Genomic DNA, 15,881 nt, shown 5'->3' on the forward strand with positions numbered 1-15,881 from the left:
CCAAACAATGGGCGCGGGTCATTCATTGAAAGTGAGCAGTCCCCATGAGCAACCCAACTGGCCCCGAAGATCGCACTTCCCGGCGCGCCCGTGACGAGAATGGGGCTGTAAGCCAGGACGCCCAGATCCACGACGCACGGCAGGATGCTGCCCGGCACGACACTGGCGGCACCAACGACACCCGCGCCATCCCGACCGGCGCGGCCACCGAGGCACGCACTCAGAGCCATGCCGCGGTCCGCCCGGAGCCGACCCGCAGTCAGCCCGTCACCGCCGTGCGCCATGACGAGCCCGCCCGTGCCACGCCCGCAGAGGACACCGTGGTCGAGGAGGTTCCCACCCGCGCAACCGTGGTGGCCCGTGAAAGGGAGCAGTTCGGCGGCATCCAGATCGGTTCCGCGTTCTTCGGCTGGCTTGCCGCCACCGGCATGGCTGTGCTGCTGACCGCGCTGGTCGCCGCCGCCGGCACCGCCGTCGGCCTCGCCACCAACACGGACGTCAACGCCACGGTCACCTCCGGCAACGAAACCGTGGGACTCGTCGGCATCATTGTGCTGCTGGCGATCCTGTTCGTTTCCTACTTCGCCGGCGGCTACGTCGCCGGCCGGATGGCCCGCTTCAACGGCGCCAAGCAGGGGTTCATGGTGTGGGTCTGGGCCCTCATCGCCGCGGTCGTCGTTGCCATCCTCGGCGTCGTGGCAGGCCAGCAGTACAACATCCTGGCCCAGCTCAACGCCTTCCCGCGCATCCCGGTCAACGAGGGCGAACTGACCACCACGAGCATCATCGCAGCAGTTGTGGTGGCGGCAGTGGCACTGGTCGGCGCCGTCCTCGGCGGCACCGCCGGCATGCACTTCCACCGCAAGGTGGATCGGGCCGGGTTCGCCCCGGCGGACACCGTCGAGGAACGCTAGGCCGCGGCTGCGTCGACGTAATACCAGCAGCGCTCGACCCGCACGAAGCGGCTCGTCTCGTGGTGGACTCCGCGTTCACCGCCGTGCCGGAAGTGGGCCTTGAACTCAACCGTCCCTTCGGTGTCCAGCGGGCCACCGCGGGACGTGGACAGGATGTCCAGCCGGCGCCACTGCAGGTCCCGATCCAGGTCAAGTTCGGCAGGCCTGGTCTCCGGGTGCCAGGTCCGCAGGAGGTAGCCGGCGTCCAGCACGACGAAGGCGCTGTACCGGGAGCGCATCAGTTGTTCAGCCGTCGGGGCCTCAGCCAAGCCGGCGTGGAAGCGGCCGCAGCACTCGCCGTACGGTTCCCCCGACAGGCAGGGGCAGTTGCCCCGGAACGGGGCCCGGACAGGCTGGGCATCGGCTCCCTGAGGGCCAGCGGCTGGGGGCGTCACAAGGATCCTTTCCGGCGGCCGGACCATGCCGGCAGGGTTCCTTCTGACTATAGACGTTCGGTTCCGCGGGGCTGAAGCGGCGGAACTGATAACAGCTTTGACACGACTCCGCGAAGAGGCCGCGGGGCTGCGTGTCGATGGGAAAAAGTCCGTATGGTTGAGGGGTGTTGCAGGCCGCCGGTTGTGGCGGGAAGCATCGCGGCAAGGCCAGCCAGGAGAGGTGACATGGAAGATCCGATAACCATCGCCCTCAACTTGACCTTCTTCGGGACCCTGGCAGTGGCGCTCGTCATGTTCTTCGGCCTTTTCCTTGCCTTTGTGGCCACGCTGGTGATCGCGGGCCTCGGCCGGCTGGTCGCCGTGACCGTCATGATGGTGGGACGCGGGGTTCTCCGGACCACCCGCAGAACCGCCGAAACGGTCCAGCGGGACCGCCCGGTCCGGATCCCCGGGGCCAGCCACGAGGCCCTGCCGCCGGAAGCTGTTCAACCGGCCAGGGCCGCGCAGCCGGCCAAACCCGCAAAGACGGAACCCGCCCTGTCGCCGGACTGGGCTGCCGCCGTCGCGCAGGCCGATGCCCGCGCCGCTGCCCGGGCCAAGGCCGAGGCCGCCCCGGCCGTCAAGGTCTCGGTCCGCGATCTGCCCAGCCCGACGACTCCGGCACAGGACGTCGCTGCGGTGGCGCCGCTCGTGGAGTCAGCCACGGACCGGAACGGCCAGCTCGGCACCGTCCCGCCGGCCTTCAAGAAAGCCCCGATGCCCGCCGCGTCGTCCCTGCTGGACACCGGCTCGCTGGTCACCCTGCACGGCCGCCTACCGCTGCCCCGCAAGACCCTGGGCGGGCACCTGAACGAACAATCGTCCAAGCCCCAAAACAATCAGGCACCCGACTCGCAGGCCCAGGAGCGCAAAGCCGGCTGAGGCCTTACCCCCGGCAGCCAAGTCGGCTAGGTTGAAACCCATGGAATTCAGATATCTCGGGAACAGCGGCTTCAAGATTTCGGAAATCACCTTCGGCAACTGGCTTACGCACGGCTCGCAGGTGGAAAACGAGGTCGCCACCCAGTGCGTCCGGGCAGCGCTGGACGCCGGCATCAGCACCTTCGACACCGCCGACGTCTACGCCAACACCGCCGCGGAGACCGTGCTGGGAAAGGCCCTCCAGGACGAGCGGCGTGAGTCGCTGGAAATCTTCACCAAGGTCTTCGGACCCACCGGACCCAAGGGCCACAACGATCTTGGCCTGTCCCGCAAGCACATCCTGGAGGCCATCAACGGCTCCCTCACCCGGCTGCAGACGGACTACGTGGACCTCTACCAGGCCCACCGCTACGACTATGAAACCCCGCTGGAAGAGACCATGCAGGCCTTCGCGGACATCGTGCGGCAGGGCAAGGCCCTCTACATCGGCGTCAGCGAGTGGACGGCCAGCCAGATCCGCGACGGCCAGGCCCTGGCCAAGGAACTCGGCTTCCAGCTAATCTCCAACCAGCCGCAGTACTCCATGCTGTGGCGGGTCATCGAGGCCGAGGTGATTCCGACGTCCGAGGAACTGGGCCTGTCCCAGATCGTCTGGTCGCCGATGGCGCAGGGGGTGCTGAGCGGAAAGTACCATCCCGGCAAGCCGGCCCCGGAGGGCAGCCGCGCCACGGATGCCAAGGGCGGCTCGAAGATGATCGAGCGCTGGATGTCCAACGAGGTCCTCACCGGCGTGCAGCAGCTCAAGCCCATTGCCGAGGAGGCCGGACTCACCATGGCCCAGTTGAGCATCGCCTGGGTTTTGCAGAACAAGAACGTGGCCTCCGCCATCATGGGCGCGTCCCGGCCGGAGCAGATCGAAAAGAACGTCGCGGCCGCGGGCGTGAAGCTGGACGCCGGGATCATGGAGAAAATCGACGCCGCGATCGGCTCGCTTGCAGAACGCGACCCGGCACAGACCAAGTCACCCGCTTCCCGGGAGGGTTAGTCCCGTGAACGCCGGGCCCTCGCTCGCAGTCACCGGTTCCACCGGACACCTGGGTGGCCTGGTGGCCCGGCAGCTGGCCGGCGCCGGCAGCCCGCAGCGGCTGCTCGTGCGTGACCCCGGCCGGGCGCCGGAACTGGAAGAGGCCGTCCCCGCCGTCGTCAGCTACGCCGATCCGGTCCTCGCCAAGGCAGCCCTCGAGGGGGTGAAGACGCTCTTTATGGTCTCCGCCGCCGAGGCCGAGGACCGGCGGCAGCAGCACTGCACCTTTGTCGACGCGGCGGCCGCTGCCGGCGTGCAGCACATCGTGTACACCTCCTTCTTCGGCGCGGCAGCGGATTCCACCTTCACGCTCGGCCGGGACCACTTCGCCACCGAGGAGCGGATCAAGGCCTCGGGAATGGCCTACACCTTCCTGCGGGACAACTTCTATCTGGACTTCCTGCCAATGCTCGCCGGCGCGGACGGCGTCCTCCGCGGACCGGCCGGGGACGGCGTCATGGCGGCCGTGGCCCGGGCTGACATCGCCCGTTCCGCCGTAACCGTGCTCCGGGACCCGGCCCTGCACATCGGCAGAACCTACGACCTCACCGGGCCCGAGGATCTCTCCCTGGCCCGGGCCGCGGAACTCCTTACCGCCGGGACCGGCCGGACCATCACCTTCCACAACGAGACGGTCGAGGAGGCCTACGCCTCGCGGGCCTCCTATGTCGCCCCGCCGTGGCAGGTGGACGCCTGGGTGAGCACCTACACGGCGATCGCCGCCGGAGAACTCGCCGGGCCGACGTCGGCCGTGCACGAGCTCACCGGCCGCGAACCGCTGGGCCTGGCGCAGTTCCTGGCCGAGTCGCACACGATTTAACCGCCCGCCGGGCGGCTGCCGGGCCGGGCCGGTGTTGACGGCTTCCGGGCTGCGGCGTAGACCTGAAGACGGGCGTCACCGGTCCAAAACCGGGCTGGTCCGGAGCAGAATCGCAGTGCCATGCCAAAGCAGATGTCCCGACACTCGTCCATCCTGAAGACCCCGCGGCCCGGCCGGAAGCTCACCCCGCACCCCGGCGAACCGAGCCACGGTCCCCTCACGGCGGAGGAACTGCAGCTTGCCGCGCGGAACCACTCCATGCCGCTGGAGGCCCTGCGGCATGACACCACCCCGCCAGGGCTGCATTACCTGCTCAACCATTTCGACATCCCGTTCATCGATGCCGAGCAATGGCACCTGCGGATCAACGGAGCCGTTCAGCGGTCCCTGGAGCTGAACCTCAAGGCGCTCCGCCGGTCGCCGCGGATCAGCATGCCCGTGACCCTCGAATGCGCCGGCAACGGCCGCTCGCTGCTGCGGCCCCGCCCGCTGAGCCAGCCCTGGCGGCTGGAGGCCGTGGGCACCGCCGTCTGGACCGGTGTGCCGCTCGCCTACCTGCTGGCCCAGGCCGGGGTGGAGGACGACGCCGTGGAGGTCGTGTTCACCGGCGCCGACGGCGGAATCCAGGGTGGCGTCCGGCAGCAGTACGCCAGGAGCCTTCCGATTGCGGAAGCCCTGCGGCCCGACATCGTGCTGGCCTACCGGATGAACGGCAACGACCTGCCGCCGCAGCACGGCTACCCGCTGCGGCTGGTGGTCCCCGGCTGGTACGGCATGGCGAGCGTCAAGTGGCTCTCCTCGATCAAGGTGCTCACCACCCCGTTCGACGGCTTCCAGCAGGCGGTCGCGTACCGCTACCAGCAGGACGCCGACGACGCCGGCATCCCCGTGACCTGGATCAAGGTCCGGTCGCTGATGGTGCCGCCGGGCGTCCCGGACTTCTTCACCCGGAACAGGATCGTGCCGGCCGGGCCGGTGCTCCTGACCGGCCGGGCCTGGTCCGGGGAGGGTGCGGTGCAGCGCGTCGAAGTGGGGATCGACGGCAAGTGGGCGACGGCGCAGCTGAAGCATCCGCCCGCGCCCTTCGCCTGGTGCGCCTGGTCCATTCCGTGGGTGGCCGACCCCGGCGAACACGAGTTGGCCTGCCGCGCCAGGGACGCTACCGGAGCCACCCAGCCGCTGGAGCAGGTCTGGAACTATCAGGGGATGGGCAACAACGCGGTGCAGCGGGTCCAGGTGACGGTGGAGTAGGCGGTCTTCCCCGGCGCCGCAGCGAACCTGGTGGCCTAGCCCTAATAGTCCACAATCGCGCCAGCGGAGATGTTGACCGTGGCGTCGGTGATGGCGCCGGCCTTGTCCGAGGCCACGAAGCAGGCGACATTTCCGACGTCCGCCAGCGTCGCGGTGCGGTTCAGGTGGGCGGACTTGGAAATCTCCACGATGATCTCCTCGCGCCCCTCCGTCTGCCACGGGATCGTCTCGATAATGCCGCCGGAGACCATGGTGACCACCCGGATGCCGTGTTTGCCGAGTTCCAGGGCCCACTGCCGGCGCAGCCCGTCCAACGCGTCCAGGGCCACCTTGAAGCCGCCGAGCCCGGGCGCGGTCTGGGGGCCGGAGCCGCCGAACATCATTACGACGCCCGAGCGCTGCTTGATCATGTGCGTCGCCGCGGCCCGGGTGGTGAGGAAATGGGTGCGGGTAGCCAGGCTGATGGGCTGGGTGAAGTCGTTGACGTCAATGTCCATCAGCGGCTGCTGGATGTCCCCGAAGGAGATGACGTTGAAGGAGATGTCGATCCGTTTGTTCTTCTTGGCCACCCGGTCCACGAACGCGTCGACCTGTTCCTCGTCCAGGGCGTCGACGACGGAGGTTTCCGCCCGGCCGCCGTCCTCCTGGATGTCCCGGGCCACCTTTTCCAGCCGCGACTCGGTGCGCCCGGCGAGGTGGACGAAGGCGCCTTCCGCCGCGAATGCCCGGGCCACGGCTCCGCCGATGGAACCGCCCGCACCGTAGATCAGCGCGGTCTTGCCCTTCAGCAGACCGTTGCCCGTCACCTCGTTGTTCAGCATGGTCGCCTGCCTCCCGCGGTGGAGTGGTGAATTCCCTCCACTATGTTCTCGCCTCGGTCCGCTGGCAAGGGGTCGGACGGGTTCATGACGCAAGGGTTCCGCGGACAATGCTCACGCTGGAGTGCGCGGGATTGCCGTCGACCGGCTCGTCCGAGACATCCACAATGGGGTACTCACCCAGATCCAGGCCCGCCGGCACGGCAAAAGTCCCGGAGTCGGAGGTCATGACGCCCAGGCTCACCAGCCGGGACAGATCCGGCGCGATCAGCCAGACCTCCTGGTACCCGCGGGCCTCGTTCTTGTCGACCCGGATCTCCAGGGTGCGCTGCCCGTCCTTGGCCTCGAGGACCCGGGCCGAGCCGGTGGCGGAATGCTGGTCCACGGGCGCAAGGTCGGCCTGGGCGAGCGGGTTCACGGCCGGCTGGTTCTGCTGGACGGACCAGAAGACCCCTGCCGCCAGCAGTGCCGTGGACGCTGCGGCTGCCAGCCACACCCCGGGACGGCGGATCCAGCCGGAGCCCCCGCCGCGTTCCTGCTTCCGCACGGCCCGGTCCCCCCTGGACGGGAGCGGCGTCAGGGAGGCGGCCGGCGGCTGCGGCTGTGCCTGTGGCGGCCGCGGCTGCGCCGGTGCCGGTGCCGGTGGTCGGGAGCCCGACGACGCCGGGAACCCCAGCGGGTCGGCGGCGACTGCGGCGGAAAGCGTCAGGGTGCGGTGGATTCCTGCCCACACCTGTGGTCCTGGCGACTCCAGCACAGGGGCATCCGGCGTTCCGGGCTTCGCCGCCACGACGGCTCGGCGGAAGCCCGCATGGTCCGCTGCACAGCTGGGGCAGGAACGGAGGTGGTCCGCGGCGCCGTCTCCGAGCTCTTCCCCGAGGGCCAGCAGGCTCAGGGACTCCGGATCAAGATGTTGCACGGTCTACCTCCAATCGGCTTCTGAGCTGGGACAGGCTGCGGCGTATGTGGCTCTTGACCGTACCAAGGGGCAGGTCCAGTTTCTGTGAAATCTGCGAATGCGTCAGGTCATCGTAGAAGGCGAGCTTGAGAATGGATCCTTGCGGCTCCCCAAGCCTTTCCAGTTCCCCGTCCAGCAGCAGGCGGTCGGCCAGAACCTCTGCCGCTGCGTGCCCGGCCGCCTGGTCCGGGTCCGGAGAGAGTTCGACGGCGGCGAGCACCTTCCGGGTTTCCCGCATCGAGGCCGCCTGCGCGTCCGTGATCGCGTTCCGGGTGATGCCCACGATCCACGCTGGAAGCCGCGCTTTCGATGGGTCGAACGCGGACCGCGAGCGCCAGACCCGGATGAAAACTTCCTGGGTGACATCATCGGCGGCGGAGTTATCGCGCAGCGAGCGCAGCGCCAGCGTGTGCACCAGGGGTGCGAACTGCCGGTACGCCTCTGCCAAGGCGGTTTCGTCACCGGCGGCGAAAGACTCGTTGAGTCGAGCGTCCCAAGCGGAAGAGGCCTCGGAAAGTGCCAAGCCCCGCTCCTTCCCCCTGCTGGCGGCGACGATGAGAGCGGCATCCTGACTCATGCCGGCACCGCCGTGACAATCACATTGTCGCCGTAGTCCTGTAGATCGTCCAGCCATCGGCCGCCGCAGGTCACCAGCTTCAGTTCTGGCGGGCCGTCGCGCCGGAAGACGGACGCGCCGTCGAACGCGTCCTTGGCCATGAGTTCCACCCCGGTCACCCGGAACGTCACGGGCGCTGCCCCGTCGCGCTGCACTGTCACGAGGGTGCCGGGCTCGAGCGATTTGAGCTGGGAAAAGGGCGCCGTGTCGGAGGTGGTGTCGACGTGCGCCGCGATCACCGCGGTGCCGGCGGCGGCTCCGGGGGCCGGGCCGAAGCGGTACCAGCCGGCCTCGTTGAACGGCTCTGGGATCTCCATCGCCCCGTCCGGGCTGACGCCCACCTTCACGATTGGCATCTTGATGGTGGTTCCCGCCACGGTGAAGAAGCGCGGAGGCGGGTCCTTGGGCGTCTGGGTCTGTGGGGTGGCCGGCCTGACCGGGATGGTCGGCGCCGGAACGGGGGCGGCAGTGACCTGAGCAGACGGCGGGTTCGGTGGTTGTGGGGTCGCGGTTTCCTGCGGTGCGGTGCAACCCGAGATCAGCAGCGCGATCGTGATGGCGGCGGCCACCCTCCGCGCGGCAGAGGCTAGTGCGGATGTCCGCGGACCAGGAGACGGGCGCCGCCGGGTGGCTTCCGCTGTCGTCGTGCCGTCCATGCCGTCCTCCTGCCGTGTTGAAGCTCGTGGGCCGGCCGCCCGGCGGGTTGCCGGGCGGCCGGTGCTAGCAGGTGCGGCTAGCGGGTGCGGCGAAGCGCCGGCTGCTTGCGGGACACGGCGACCCCGCCGGCCAGCAACAGGAGGACCGCGGCGCCGAGGCCTACCGTGGCCGCTGTCTGACCGGCTGATGCGGCTCCTGCGTCAGCGGCTCCGGAGCGCGCGCCGGGTACGCCGGCGGGGGCGGAGTGCAGACCCTCAATGTTCTGCGCGGCCAGCTTCAGGTTGTTGTCCGCGAGGCTGCCCCACGCGTACACGACCGTGTGGGTGCCTTCCGCGACCGTCACATCGGCCGGACCGATGACCGGCGCCGTGGTGCCGGCGGCGGCCACGGCAACGGACAAGGTGCCGGGATCCAGCGTGAGGGTCTCCTCATTGGGGTTGGCCAGGCCGGAGATGACAGGGGTGCCGCCGGCGAGGACATCAACGGCGGGTGCCGCTGCCGTGTGGCGGACCGTGAGTTTGCCCTTGCCTGGATCTATCTGCGAAACGTCGTTCGTGAAGAAGTTGGCCGTCGGTTTGCCCGCGGCGTCGAGGTTGGCCACGGCGGTGTAGTTGCCGCTGGCGGCGAGGGTGACTTTTACGGGCCCAATCACGGGGGCGGAAGCGTCCGCGGCATCGGCGGCGGTGATGGCAAGGTCGTAGTCCCCGGCCGGCAGGGCCAGCGGACCGGCCAGGGTGCCGGGGGCGAAATCGTCGAGGGTGCGTTCGCCATTGACCCAAACGTCAACGGTCAGTCCCGGCACGCCGTGAAGGACGGAAAGCTGGGCGTCGGACTCGGCCGCCTGAGCGGGGCCGGCAAGGGTGAAAGCTGCCGCGATGGCCACGGCGCCTGCTGTGAAAAGACTGGTACGCATTTACATCTCCTTCGACGGCCCGCCAGGCGGGCAAATTTTGCTTACATCCCTACTACCGGTGCACGCGCTCATTTGGATGCACATGCATGTAAATATCTTTGGGGCGGGCGCTGCGACGGTTACAGTGCGGAGCGTTGGGTCCACTCCGCCGCGGGCTGCAGAGGCCACAGCAAAGCGGCCGGGCGGCTCTGGTGAGCTGCCCGGCCGCAGGTGCCCCTGAGCTTCCTAGGTGCGCGGCTGGCTGTCCGGGCCCGTGGGGGCTTCCGGTTCGTCATGGCCGGAGGCGGCGGGCCCACCGATGCCGTAGTAGCCCGCCCGGCCCTCGGCCGGTCCGGCCATGGCAGCGCCCATCCCGCCGGCGCCCGCCCCACCCGGGACTGGAGCGTACCCTGGTGCGGCCGGAGGCGCCGGCGACGGAATCACCGGGGCGTCGCCCGGATCCCGCGGCCCCATGTCCAGGTGGAACGGCGGGTATTCGTCGCGCATGAGCGAAACGTAGGCGGCCACCCGGTAGATCCAGCGGTTGAGGCCCATGACGAAGTCGAAAAGTCCCCGCGAATACACGCCTGTGAACAGCAGGATGACCCCGGCAATGAAGACCAGCAGCCCGAACAGGGAGAGCCCTGAGCCCACCTGCACCCAGGTGCCGTCGCGGTACACCCAGGTCTGGGCGGTCCCGGTGAGCAGCGCGACGATGAGCAGGTGCGGGATGGCCAGCAACCAGGACTTCACGAGCACCAGGCCGCGGGAGAGTTTCTCCGGGTAGTCGACGTCGAAGTCAGCCGGGTAGTCGGTGCGCTCCAAGGTGAAGGGCGGATAGATGTCCGTGCCGAGCGCCCCGTACGAGTAAAAGGCCACCCGCCAGCTCCAGCGGATCACCCCGACGTTGAAGTTGAACAGCGAGCGCGGGTAGCGCCCGGTAAAAAGGATCGCGAACCACGCCACGATGGTGACCACGCCGAAGGCAAACCAGAGGAAGAAGAGGACGATGAAGTGCGGGATTGCCAGGAACCACTTAACCAGCCACTTCCAGCGGGACAGGTTCGGGTCCAGGTAGCCGCTGAGGCGGGCCGGATAGACGACGCCGGCACCCGGCGGGACGCTCGCAACGGCCCCTGCTGGGGAACCCGGCGCCGCACCTGGCGCGGCGCTGGCCGCGTAGAGCTGGGGCGCGGAGGCCGCGGACGACGGCTGCAGTTCGCCCGGCCGGGGCTGTGGCAGTCCGGGCTGCGGCTGGCCCGGCCGCGGAGGACCTCCCTTGCCGCGGCCCAGCCCTGCGGCCCCAAGCACGATCAGGGGAACGCCGATGAGCAGGAACACTATTCCGCCGATCAGCAGCCCGACAAAAACGGGCCACAGCAGGTTGGACCGGGCTCCGGCTTTCATGTCCACGACCACCGGGGCCGTGCCGTCGGCGTTCATGATCACCACAGCCCAGCTGCCGGAGCGCAGGTCCCATTCCAGCTGCTGCTCCCCCGGGCCGCTGGCGGACGCGGCCCAAAACCCCTGGTCCGTGGGCTTCGCCGGAACCTGGGTGCCGGCCACGTCCCGGTAGTCCACCCGGAAGGGGTTGAACCGCACATCGGTGATCTCTGAGTGGCTGACGGCGCTCAGATATGCCGTCACGTCGCTCCGCGGCCCGATGCCAATGAAGATTTCCTTACCGGCAGCCGCCGATCCGCCCAGCATGACACTTCCCACCACACCCACCGGGGCGGTGTCCGGCACGCCCTCGTCGGCCATAATGTCGAGGCGCGGACTCGTCAGGGCATAGGAGTTCGTGGCATAACGTTCCGCTGGTGTCGTGAAGTAGCCGTTGTCGCGTTGCAGGTAGTTGGCGAAACCTGCGGCGCCGGCAGCGGCCAGCAGCCCCAGTCCGAGAAGTGCGCTGAGCGTGCCCAGCACCAGCATGACTATCCGGCCTGGTCGCATGGCCGCCGTCCTTTCAGATGAGTCAGATCAGCTCACTCAACTCCTAAGTGAGGTGAGGAGGGTTCGTGCCCAGCCCCCAGCTTTCTCGATTTCGCCGTCCCGCAGCGGCCCTTCGCTCCCCTTCACATAGAAGGGCATGGGTTCGGCGATGATGTCCGCCCCGCCGGCCTTCAGGGCATGCGTTATCTTCTTGGCGGCATCGCCGTGGATAAACATCCGGACACGGGTGTCGAACGCCGCGGCGTTCACCCCCTTGAGGGAACCGTCGCCCAAGGCCGAGAGCAGCGCGGTGATTTTCGGCGTCGGGCGCCATCCGTTGACGGGGCTGCCGACCACGAGGAGGTCCCCGGCCGCGAGTGCGCCGGGCTTGAAGTCGCCCACCGGGACGGAACTCGCCTGCAATCCCTCAAGCGAACTGGCGATCGCCTCGGCTACCGATCTGGTGTTGCCATAGGCCGAATCGTAGACAACCAAGGCTTTCATGCCGTGATCACTACCTTGAGCGCCTTGGTTTCCGCGGCCCGGGCGAAGGTGTCGTAGGCCTCCAGGAACTGGTCGAAGCTGAAGTGGTGCGTGGCGAACTTCTCCGCCGGCACCTTCTTCTGGGCGACGAGTTTGAGCAGCATTGGGGTGGTGTTGGCATTCACCAGGCCCATGCTGATGTTGATGTTCTGAATCCAGAGGTTTTCCACGTGCAGCTCCACTGACTTGCCGTGCACGCCGACGTTGGCCACATTGCCGCCTGGCCGGACGATATCCGTGCACATGCTGAAGGTCGCCGGGATGCCGACCGCCTCGATCGCCACGTCCACACCCTGCCCGTCGGTCAGTGCGAGCACCTGCTCCTTCCAGTCCGCGTCGCCGGAAAGCACGACGTCTGTGGCGCCGAATTCGCGAGACTTGTCCAGCCGGTTCGGGTCAAGGTCGATGGCGATGATGGTGGCGGCCCCGTAGAGTCCGGCGGTTGCGATGGCGGCGAGACCCACCGGTCCGGCACCGACGACGGCGACCGTGTCGCCGGGCTTGACCCGACCGTACTGCACCCCGATCTCGAAGCCGGTGGGGAGGATGTCGGAGAGCATCACAGCCTGTTCGTCGGTGACACCCTTGGGGAGCCGATGGAGGGAGTTTTCGGCGTAGGGCACGCGGACGTACTCGGCCTGGGTGCCGTCAATCAGGTGGCCGAAGACCCAGCCGATGCCGGAGGCCCCTTCATCACCCATGCAGTGCGAGTACAGGCCGGTCTTGCAGTTGGCGCAGTGGCCGCAGGACTTGATGCAGGAGATGATGACGCGGTCCCCCACCTTCAGGCTGGTGACCGAGGAACCGACCTCGGTGATGGTCCCGACGCCTTCGTGGCCCAGGATCCGGCCCTTGGTGACGGCGGGAACATCCCCCTTGAGAATATGGAGGTCCGTTCCGCAGATCGTGGTGGTGTCCACTTTGACGATCACGTCACTGGGACTCTGGATCTTCGGGTCGGGAACGTCCGTCCAGGACTTCTCCCCGGGACCGCCATAGACGAGGGCTTTCATGCGTTCTCCTTGATTCTGAGGATGTTCGGCGGATCCACGATGCGCAGCCGGCACGGGGTTACCGTGCCGTCGATGCCGGATGACACGACCGAGCGACTGGCATGGTCGTGAAGTTCCTCAATGGCCTCGGCCGTCACGCGGGCGTGGGCGAGGTCCACCACGATTTCGTACTCGGGAAGTTTTGCGGTCACGCGGCGGCAGACGACATAGAGGGCCCTGATATTTGAGGGAGTGACGACGCCGCGCACATTGACCCGCGCCGACTCCTCTATGGCGTCGATCCGGATGAGCACACTGATACGCGGATCCCCGTGCGAGGGGTGCGCGTAGTAGGCGCTGGACCTGTTTCCGTGCTGCCTGTGCGTCATGCGGCGTCAGAGCTCCCGCGGAGCTCATGGGCGGGCCCAAGAATGTGAGAATCGCTGCTAACAGTCATAGTGGTTGCGGTCTCCTGCCCTGTTCCCGCAGACACGGGCAGTGCAGAATGCCTTTCCTTCCCCAAGGTTCAAGCGAGACCGTACAACTGATGAGCAAACGGTTCACCCCCAATGGCCGTGCAGGAACCGCCGCAAATTCAGCTTGGTGGGTGCGTGGTCCCGGGGCAAGGGGCGAAAGTCCCTTGTCCGGGGCGCGACCGGAATCCGGGGCTCCGGTGGGTCCGGATTGGCGCGGCGCGTTCCGGCCCATAGCCTGTTTGCTATGCCTGAGATTCCTGCCGCTGCTTTGACCCGCCACCTCGTGCTCGCCTCGGTGCGGGTTCCCGGCGACACGGCGCTCTACGACGTGCACGTGGCCAACGGTGTGGTTTCGCGGATCACTCCCGCCGTAACGTCCGGTGTACCCGGATCCCAGGCGGTCAACCTGGACGGCCGCTTCGTCGTCCCGGGGCTGTGGGATGAGCATGTCCATATGACGCAGTGGGCCCTCGCCGCCAACCGGATTGACCTCTCCGGCGCCGCCTCGGCGCGCGAGGCGGCCGACGTCGTGCGTTCCGCCCTGTCCCGCCCTGGCCGTGCGGGTGAAGGAGGCAGCGGCCTGACTGTGGTGGGTGTCGGTTTCCGGGACGCCGTCTGGGCGGACGTTCCCAGCCTGGAGCTGCTCGACGGCGCCGCCCGGGGCGTGCCGGCGGCGCTGCTCAGCCATGACCTGCACTGCGTCTGGCTCAACAGCGCGGCGGCGTCCCGCTACGGCGTGCCGGTGGACTCCTCAGGGCTGCTGCGCGAGGAGCCGGCCTTTGAACTGACCCGCGAGCTGGGAAAACTGCCGGACGCGGTGGTGGATGCCTGGGTGCGGGAGGCTGCGCAGGCGGCGGCCGCACGGGGGATCGTGGGGATTGTCGACTTCGAAATGACCTGGAACCGTGACGTGTGGCTGCGCCGGTTGGCGGGCGGGTTCGATTCCTTCCGGGTCGATGCGGGCGTCTATCCGCAGGACCTCCCGCGGGCTGTCGCGGACGGGATGCGGACCGGGCAGGATCTCGAAGGCGGGGCGGGGCTGCTGCGGGTTGGCCCGCTCAAGGTGCTGATTGACGGCTCGCTGAACACCCGCACGGCGTACTGCGTGGACCCGTACCCGCACGGCGGCCGCGGGCTGCTGACCTTGAGCGAGGCGGAGCTGCTGGAGCTGCTGGTCCGGGCGCGGCAGTCCGGCTTTGTTCCGGCGGTGCACGCGATCGGCGACGGCGCGAATGAGGTGGCGCTGAATGCCTTCGCGGCGGCCGGGATCGGCGGCCGGATTGAGCATGCGCAGTTTGTCCGCCGCCAGGACTTCACGCGCTTCGGCGACCTGGGGCTGACGGCGAGTGTCCAGCCCGCCCACGCCCTCGATGACCGTGATGCTGCCGAGTCCAACTGGGCCGGGCGCACCGACCGGGCGTTCCCGCTGCGGTCGCTGCTGGCCGCTGGGGCCACCCTGGCGTTGGGCTCCGATGCGCCGGTGGCGCCGCTGGAGCCGTGGACAGCCATGTCGGCGTCCACCACCCGGGCACGGCTGGACGGGCGGGCGCCGTGGCATCCGGAACAGGCACTCACCCGGCAGGAGGCCCTGACCGCATCGACGCGCGGCCGGGGGAGGATCCGGGTAGGGGATCCGGCTGATCTCGTGGTGCTCGACGGCGACCCGTTGACGGTAGCGGACGCCGTTTTTGCGGCTATGCCGGTGGCCGCGACTCTCGTGGCCGGGCGGTTTACGTTCCGGGGCGGCCTCTGACGGGCTGTTTCAGCTGGCCGTGGCCCGCGACTGGACCAGGTTGGCGAACGGCAGCCGGCCGAACTCCTCCACGAACGCGGCGTGGTAGCCGGCGTCGGCCGCGTTGAGCTGCTCCACCGGCAGCTCCCTCCACGCGACGGTCAGCGTGCCGGCCGCGGCGAGCTGCCAGATCAGCCGGCCGTCCCAGTGGCCCGGGGGCTTGCCCTTGCCGAAGTCGACGAATTCCTGGATCTGCCGGCGCAGCCCGCGGTTGCCCTTGCTCCCGGGGCCGGCCTTGCCCAGATAGAGGACGTCGGCCCCGTCGACCCATTCGGCGGCGAGTGCTTCGGCCTTCAGGGTCGGGTCCTTCTTCTTGAAGATGCCGGCGGTGCTCCTGGCCAGGAACTGCGGGCGAAACCCCTCGGGCTGCAGCACCGCGAAGATCCCGGGTTTCTGCGGGATCCGGTTGATGTCGAGGTCCCCGAGCGGCCTGAACCCGGTGAACCCGTCCTGCTTCAGTGACTGTCTGTTGATCGGCATGGGGTTCCTTGGGTCGGGGGCGCTGGGCGTTCCCTAAAAGCTTACGGATAGGCAGCTCCGAGGCCGATTTACGTGTGCGAGTTAGCCGTTTTACATGTCCGAGATAAATGTCCGAGGGGCCCGATAGTGTGTTTCCATGGACGGCAATCAGGGGCCCGACCAGGCCCAGCCAAGACAGGCCCAGCCAAAACAGGTGATGGTCATGGATGTGGCCCGGTCCCTGCCCGCTGTAGGGCCGTCCGGGGACGTGCCTGAGCTGGATGGTGCGTGTTTGATTGCTGAAATCCGTGCCCTGGAGGAC

At 68.4% G+C, this 15,881-nt stretch carries 17 protein-coding genes; 6 read left to right on the forward strand and 11 right to left on the reverse strand.

The window, feature by feature from the left end; genetic code table 11:
- Positions 1 to 44: 44 nt before the first annotated feature.
- Positions 45 to 914 carry a TIGR04086 family membrane protein gene (locus QK291_RS18030; protein WP_282384169.1) on the forward strand — a complete coding sequence of 290 codons (870 nt, stop codon included), beginning with the start codon at positions 45 to 47 and terminating at the stop codon, positions 912 to 914.
- On the opposite strand, the gene QK291_RS18035 is transcribed toward QK291_RS18030, so the two are convergent.
- Positions 911 to 1,270: a YchJ family protein gene (locus QK291_RS18035; RefSeq protein WP_282384192.1), complete on the reverse strand. Its 360-nt coding sequence runs from the start codon at positions 1,268 to 1,270 to the stop codon at positions 911 to 913. The two genes, QK291_RS18030 and QK291_RS18035, sit on opposite strands and share 4 nt — an antisense overlap.
- A 303-nt stretch (positions 1,271 to 1,573) precedes the next feature.
- Between QK291_RS18035 and QK291_RS18040 the strand changes: the two genes are divergently transcribed.
- The 4 genes from QK291_RS18040 to QK291_RS18055 all read left to right on the forward strand — a co-directional run bounded on the left by QK291_RS18040 (position 1,574) and on the right by QK291_RS18055 (position 5,424).
- Entirely contained in the window at positions 1,574 to 2,269 is a 696-nt protein-coding gene (locus tag QK291_RS18040) for a hypothetical protein (RefSeq protein WP_282384171.1), read from the forward strand.
- Between the two features lie 40 nt (positions 2,270 to 2,309).
- Positions 2,310 to 3,314 carry an aldo/keto reductase family protein gene (locus tag QK291_RS18045; protein WP_282384173.1) on the forward strand — a complete coding sequence of 335 codons (1,005 nt, stop codon included), beginning with the start codon at positions 2,310 to 2,312 and terminating at the stop codon, positions 3,312 to 3,314.
- Between the two features lie 4 nt (positions 3,315 to 3,318).
- Positions 3,319 to 4,173 (forward strand): SDR family oxidoreductase, encoded by an 855-nt coding sequence (locus tag QK291_RS18050; protein WP_282384175.1) that lies wholly within the window; start codon positions 3,319 to 3,321, stop codon positions 4,171 to 4,173.
- A 132-nt stretch (positions 4,174 to 4,305) separates the two neighbouring features.
- Positions 4,306 to 5,424 carry a sulfite oxidase gene (locus tag QK291_RS18055; protein WP_282384193.1) on the forward strand — a complete coding sequence of 373 codons (1,119 nt, stop codon included), beginning with the start codon at positions 4,306 to 4,308 and terminating at the stop codon, positions 5,422 to 5,424.
- Positions 5,425 to 5,465: 41 nt separating this feature from the next.
- On the opposite strand, the gene QK291_RS18060 is transcribed toward QK291_RS18055, so the two are convergent.
- From QK291_RS18060 to QK291_RS18100, 9 genes are all read right to left on the reverse strand, one after another.
- The gene (locus QK291_RS18060; protein ID WP_282384176.1) at positions 5,466 to 6,245 is read right to left on the reverse strand and encodes an SDR family oxidoreductase; all 780 of its coding nucleotides are present in this window, start codon (positions 6,243 to 6,245) and stop codon (positions 5,466 to 5,468) included.
- Positions 6,246 to 6,327: 82 nt separating this feature from the next.
- A complete protein-coding gene (locus QK291_RS18065) occupies positions 6,328 to 7,161 on the reverse strand; it encodes an anti-sigma factor (RefSeq protein ID WP_282384177.1) in 834 nt (277 codons plus the stop codon).
- Positions 7,148 to 7,777, reverse strand: a complete 630-nt coding sequence (locus QK291_RS18070; protein WP_282384179.1) for a sigma-70 family RNA polymerase sigma factor — start codon at positions 7,775 to 7,777, stop codon at positions 7,148 to 7,150. Before QK291_RS18070 ends, QK291_RS18065 begins: the two co-directional genes overlap by 14 nt.
- On the reverse strand, positions 7,774 to 8,385 hold the full coding sequence (locus QK291_RS18075) for a sortase (protein ID WP_282384181.1): 612 nt from the start codon (positions 8,383 to 8,385) through the stop codon (positions 7,774 to 7,776). The genes QK291_RS18070 and QK291_RS18075 overlap by 4 nt, the downstream gene beginning before the upstream one ends.
- Before the next feature lie 164 nt (positions 8,386 to 8,549).
- On the reverse strand, positions 8,550 to 9,386 hold the full coding sequence (locus tag QK291_RS18080) for a DUF4397 domain-containing protein (protein ID WP_282384182.1): 837 nt from the start codon (positions 9,384 to 9,386) through the stop codon (positions 8,550 to 8,552).
- Positions 9,387 to 9,611: 225 nt separating this feature from the next.
- Entirely contained in the window at positions 9,612 to 11,318 is a 1,707-nt protein-coding gene (locus tag QK291_RS18085; RefSeq protein WP_282384183.1) for a DUF4389 domain-containing protein, read from the reverse strand.
- 36 nt (positions 11,319 to 11,354) lie between these two features.
- Positions 11,355 to 11,801, reverse strand: a complete 447-nt coding sequence (locus tag QK291_RS18090; protein ID WP_282384185.1) for a flavodoxin domain-containing protein — start codon at positions 11,799 to 11,801, stop codon at positions 11,355 to 11,357.
- A complete protein-coding gene (locus tag QK291_RS18095) occupies positions 11,798 to 12,853 on the reverse strand; it encodes a zinc-dependent alcohol dehydrogenase family protein (RefSeq protein WP_282384186.1) in 1,056 nt (351 codons plus the stop codon). Before QK291_RS18095 ends, QK291_RS18090 begins: the two co-directional genes overlap by 4 nt.
- The gene (locus QK291_RS18100; RefSeq protein WP_282384188.1) at positions 12,850 to 13,221 is read right to left on the reverse strand and encodes a hypothetical protein; all 372 of its coding nucleotides are present in this window, start codon (positions 13,219 to 13,221) and stop codon (positions 12,850 to 12,852) included. The genes QK291_RS18095 and QK291_RS18100 overlap by 4 nt, the downstream gene beginning before the upstream one ends.
- 331 nt (positions 13,222 to 13,552) lie before the next feature.
- Between QK291_RS18100 and QK291_RS18105 the strand changes: the two genes are divergently transcribed.
- Positions 13,553 to 15,061 (forward strand): amidohydrolase family protein, encoded by a 1,509-nt coding sequence (locus tag QK291_RS18105; protein ID WP_282384189.1) that lies wholly within the window; start codon positions 13,553 to 13,555, stop codon positions 15,059 to 15,061.
- Between the two features lie 9 nt (positions 15,062 to 15,070).
- On the opposite strand, the gene QK291_RS18110 is transcribed toward QK291_RS18105, so the two are convergent.
- Complete coding sequence (locus QK291_RS18110) at positions 15,071 to 15,580, reverse strand: hypothetical protein (protein ID WP_282384191.1); 510 nt, start codon at positions 15,578 to 15,580, stop codon at positions 15,071 to 15,073.
- Positions 15,581 to 15,881: the final 301 nt, after the last annotated feature.

The organism is Arthrobacter sp. AL12 (assembly GCF_029960645.1).
Taxonomy (GTDB): domain Bacteria; phylum Actinomycetota; class Actinomycetes; order Actinomycetales; family Micrococcaceae; genus Arthrobacter.

What these genes read in the sequence shown, in the direction of transcription:
- QK291_RS18080 (WP_282384182.1), bottom strand. Translation starts at nt 9,386, where the DNA reads ATGCGTACCAGTCTTTTCACAGCAGGCGCCGTGGCCATCGCGGCAGCT.
- QK291_RS18085 (WP_282384183.1), bottom strand. Translation starts at nt 11,318, where the DNA reads ATGCGACCAGGCCGGATAGTCATGCTGGTGCTGGGCACGCTCAGCGCA.
- QK291_RS18095 (WP_282384186.1), bottom strand. Translation starts at nt 12,853, where the DNA reads ATGAAAGCCCTCGTCTATGGCGGTCCCGGGGAGAAGTCCTGGACGGAC.
- QK291_RS18040 (WP_282384171.1), top strand. Translation starts at nt 1,574, where the DNA reads ATGGAAGATCCGATAACCATCGCCCTCAACTTGACCTTCTTCGGGACC.
- QK291_RS18105 (WP_282384189.1), top strand. Translation starts at nt 13,553, where the DNA reads ATGCCTGAGATTCCTGCCGCTGCTTTGACCCGCCACCTCGTGCTCGCC.
- QK291_RS18055 (WP_282384193.1), top strand. Translation starts at nt 4,306, where the DNA reads ATGTCCCGACACTCGTCCATCCTGAAGACCCCGCGGCCCGGCCGGAAG.
- QK291_RS18090 (WP_282384185.1), bottom strand. Translation starts at nt 11,801, where the DNA reads ATGAAAGCCTTGGTTGTCTACGATTCGGCCTATGGCAACACCAGATCG.
- QK291_RS18060 (WP_282384176.1), bottom strand. Translation starts at nt 6,245, where the DNA reads ATGCTGAACAACGAGGTGACGGGCAACGGTCTGCTGAAGGGCAAGACC.
- QK291_RS18070 (WP_282384179.1), bottom strand. Translation starts at nt 7,777, where the DNA reads ATGAGTCAGGATGCCGCTCTCATCGTCGCCGCCAGCAGGGGGAAGGAG.
- QK291_RS18110 (WP_282384191.1), bottom strand. Translation starts at nt 15,580, where the DNA reads ATGCCGATCAACAGACAGTCACTGAAGCAGGACGGGTTCACCGGGTTC.
- QK291_RS18100 (WP_282384188.1), bottom strand. Translation starts at nt 13,221, where the DNA reads ATGACGCACAGGCAGCACGGAAACAGGTCCAGCGCCTACTACGCGCAC.
- QK291_RS18045 (WP_282384173.1), top strand. Translation starts at nt 2,310, where the DNA reads ATGGAATTCAGATATCTCGGGAACAGCGGCTTCAAGATTTCGGAAATC.
- QK291_RS18030 (WP_282384169.1), top strand. Translation starts at nt 45, where the DNA reads ATGAGCAACCCAACTGGCCCCGAAGATCGCACTTCCCGGCGCGCCCGT.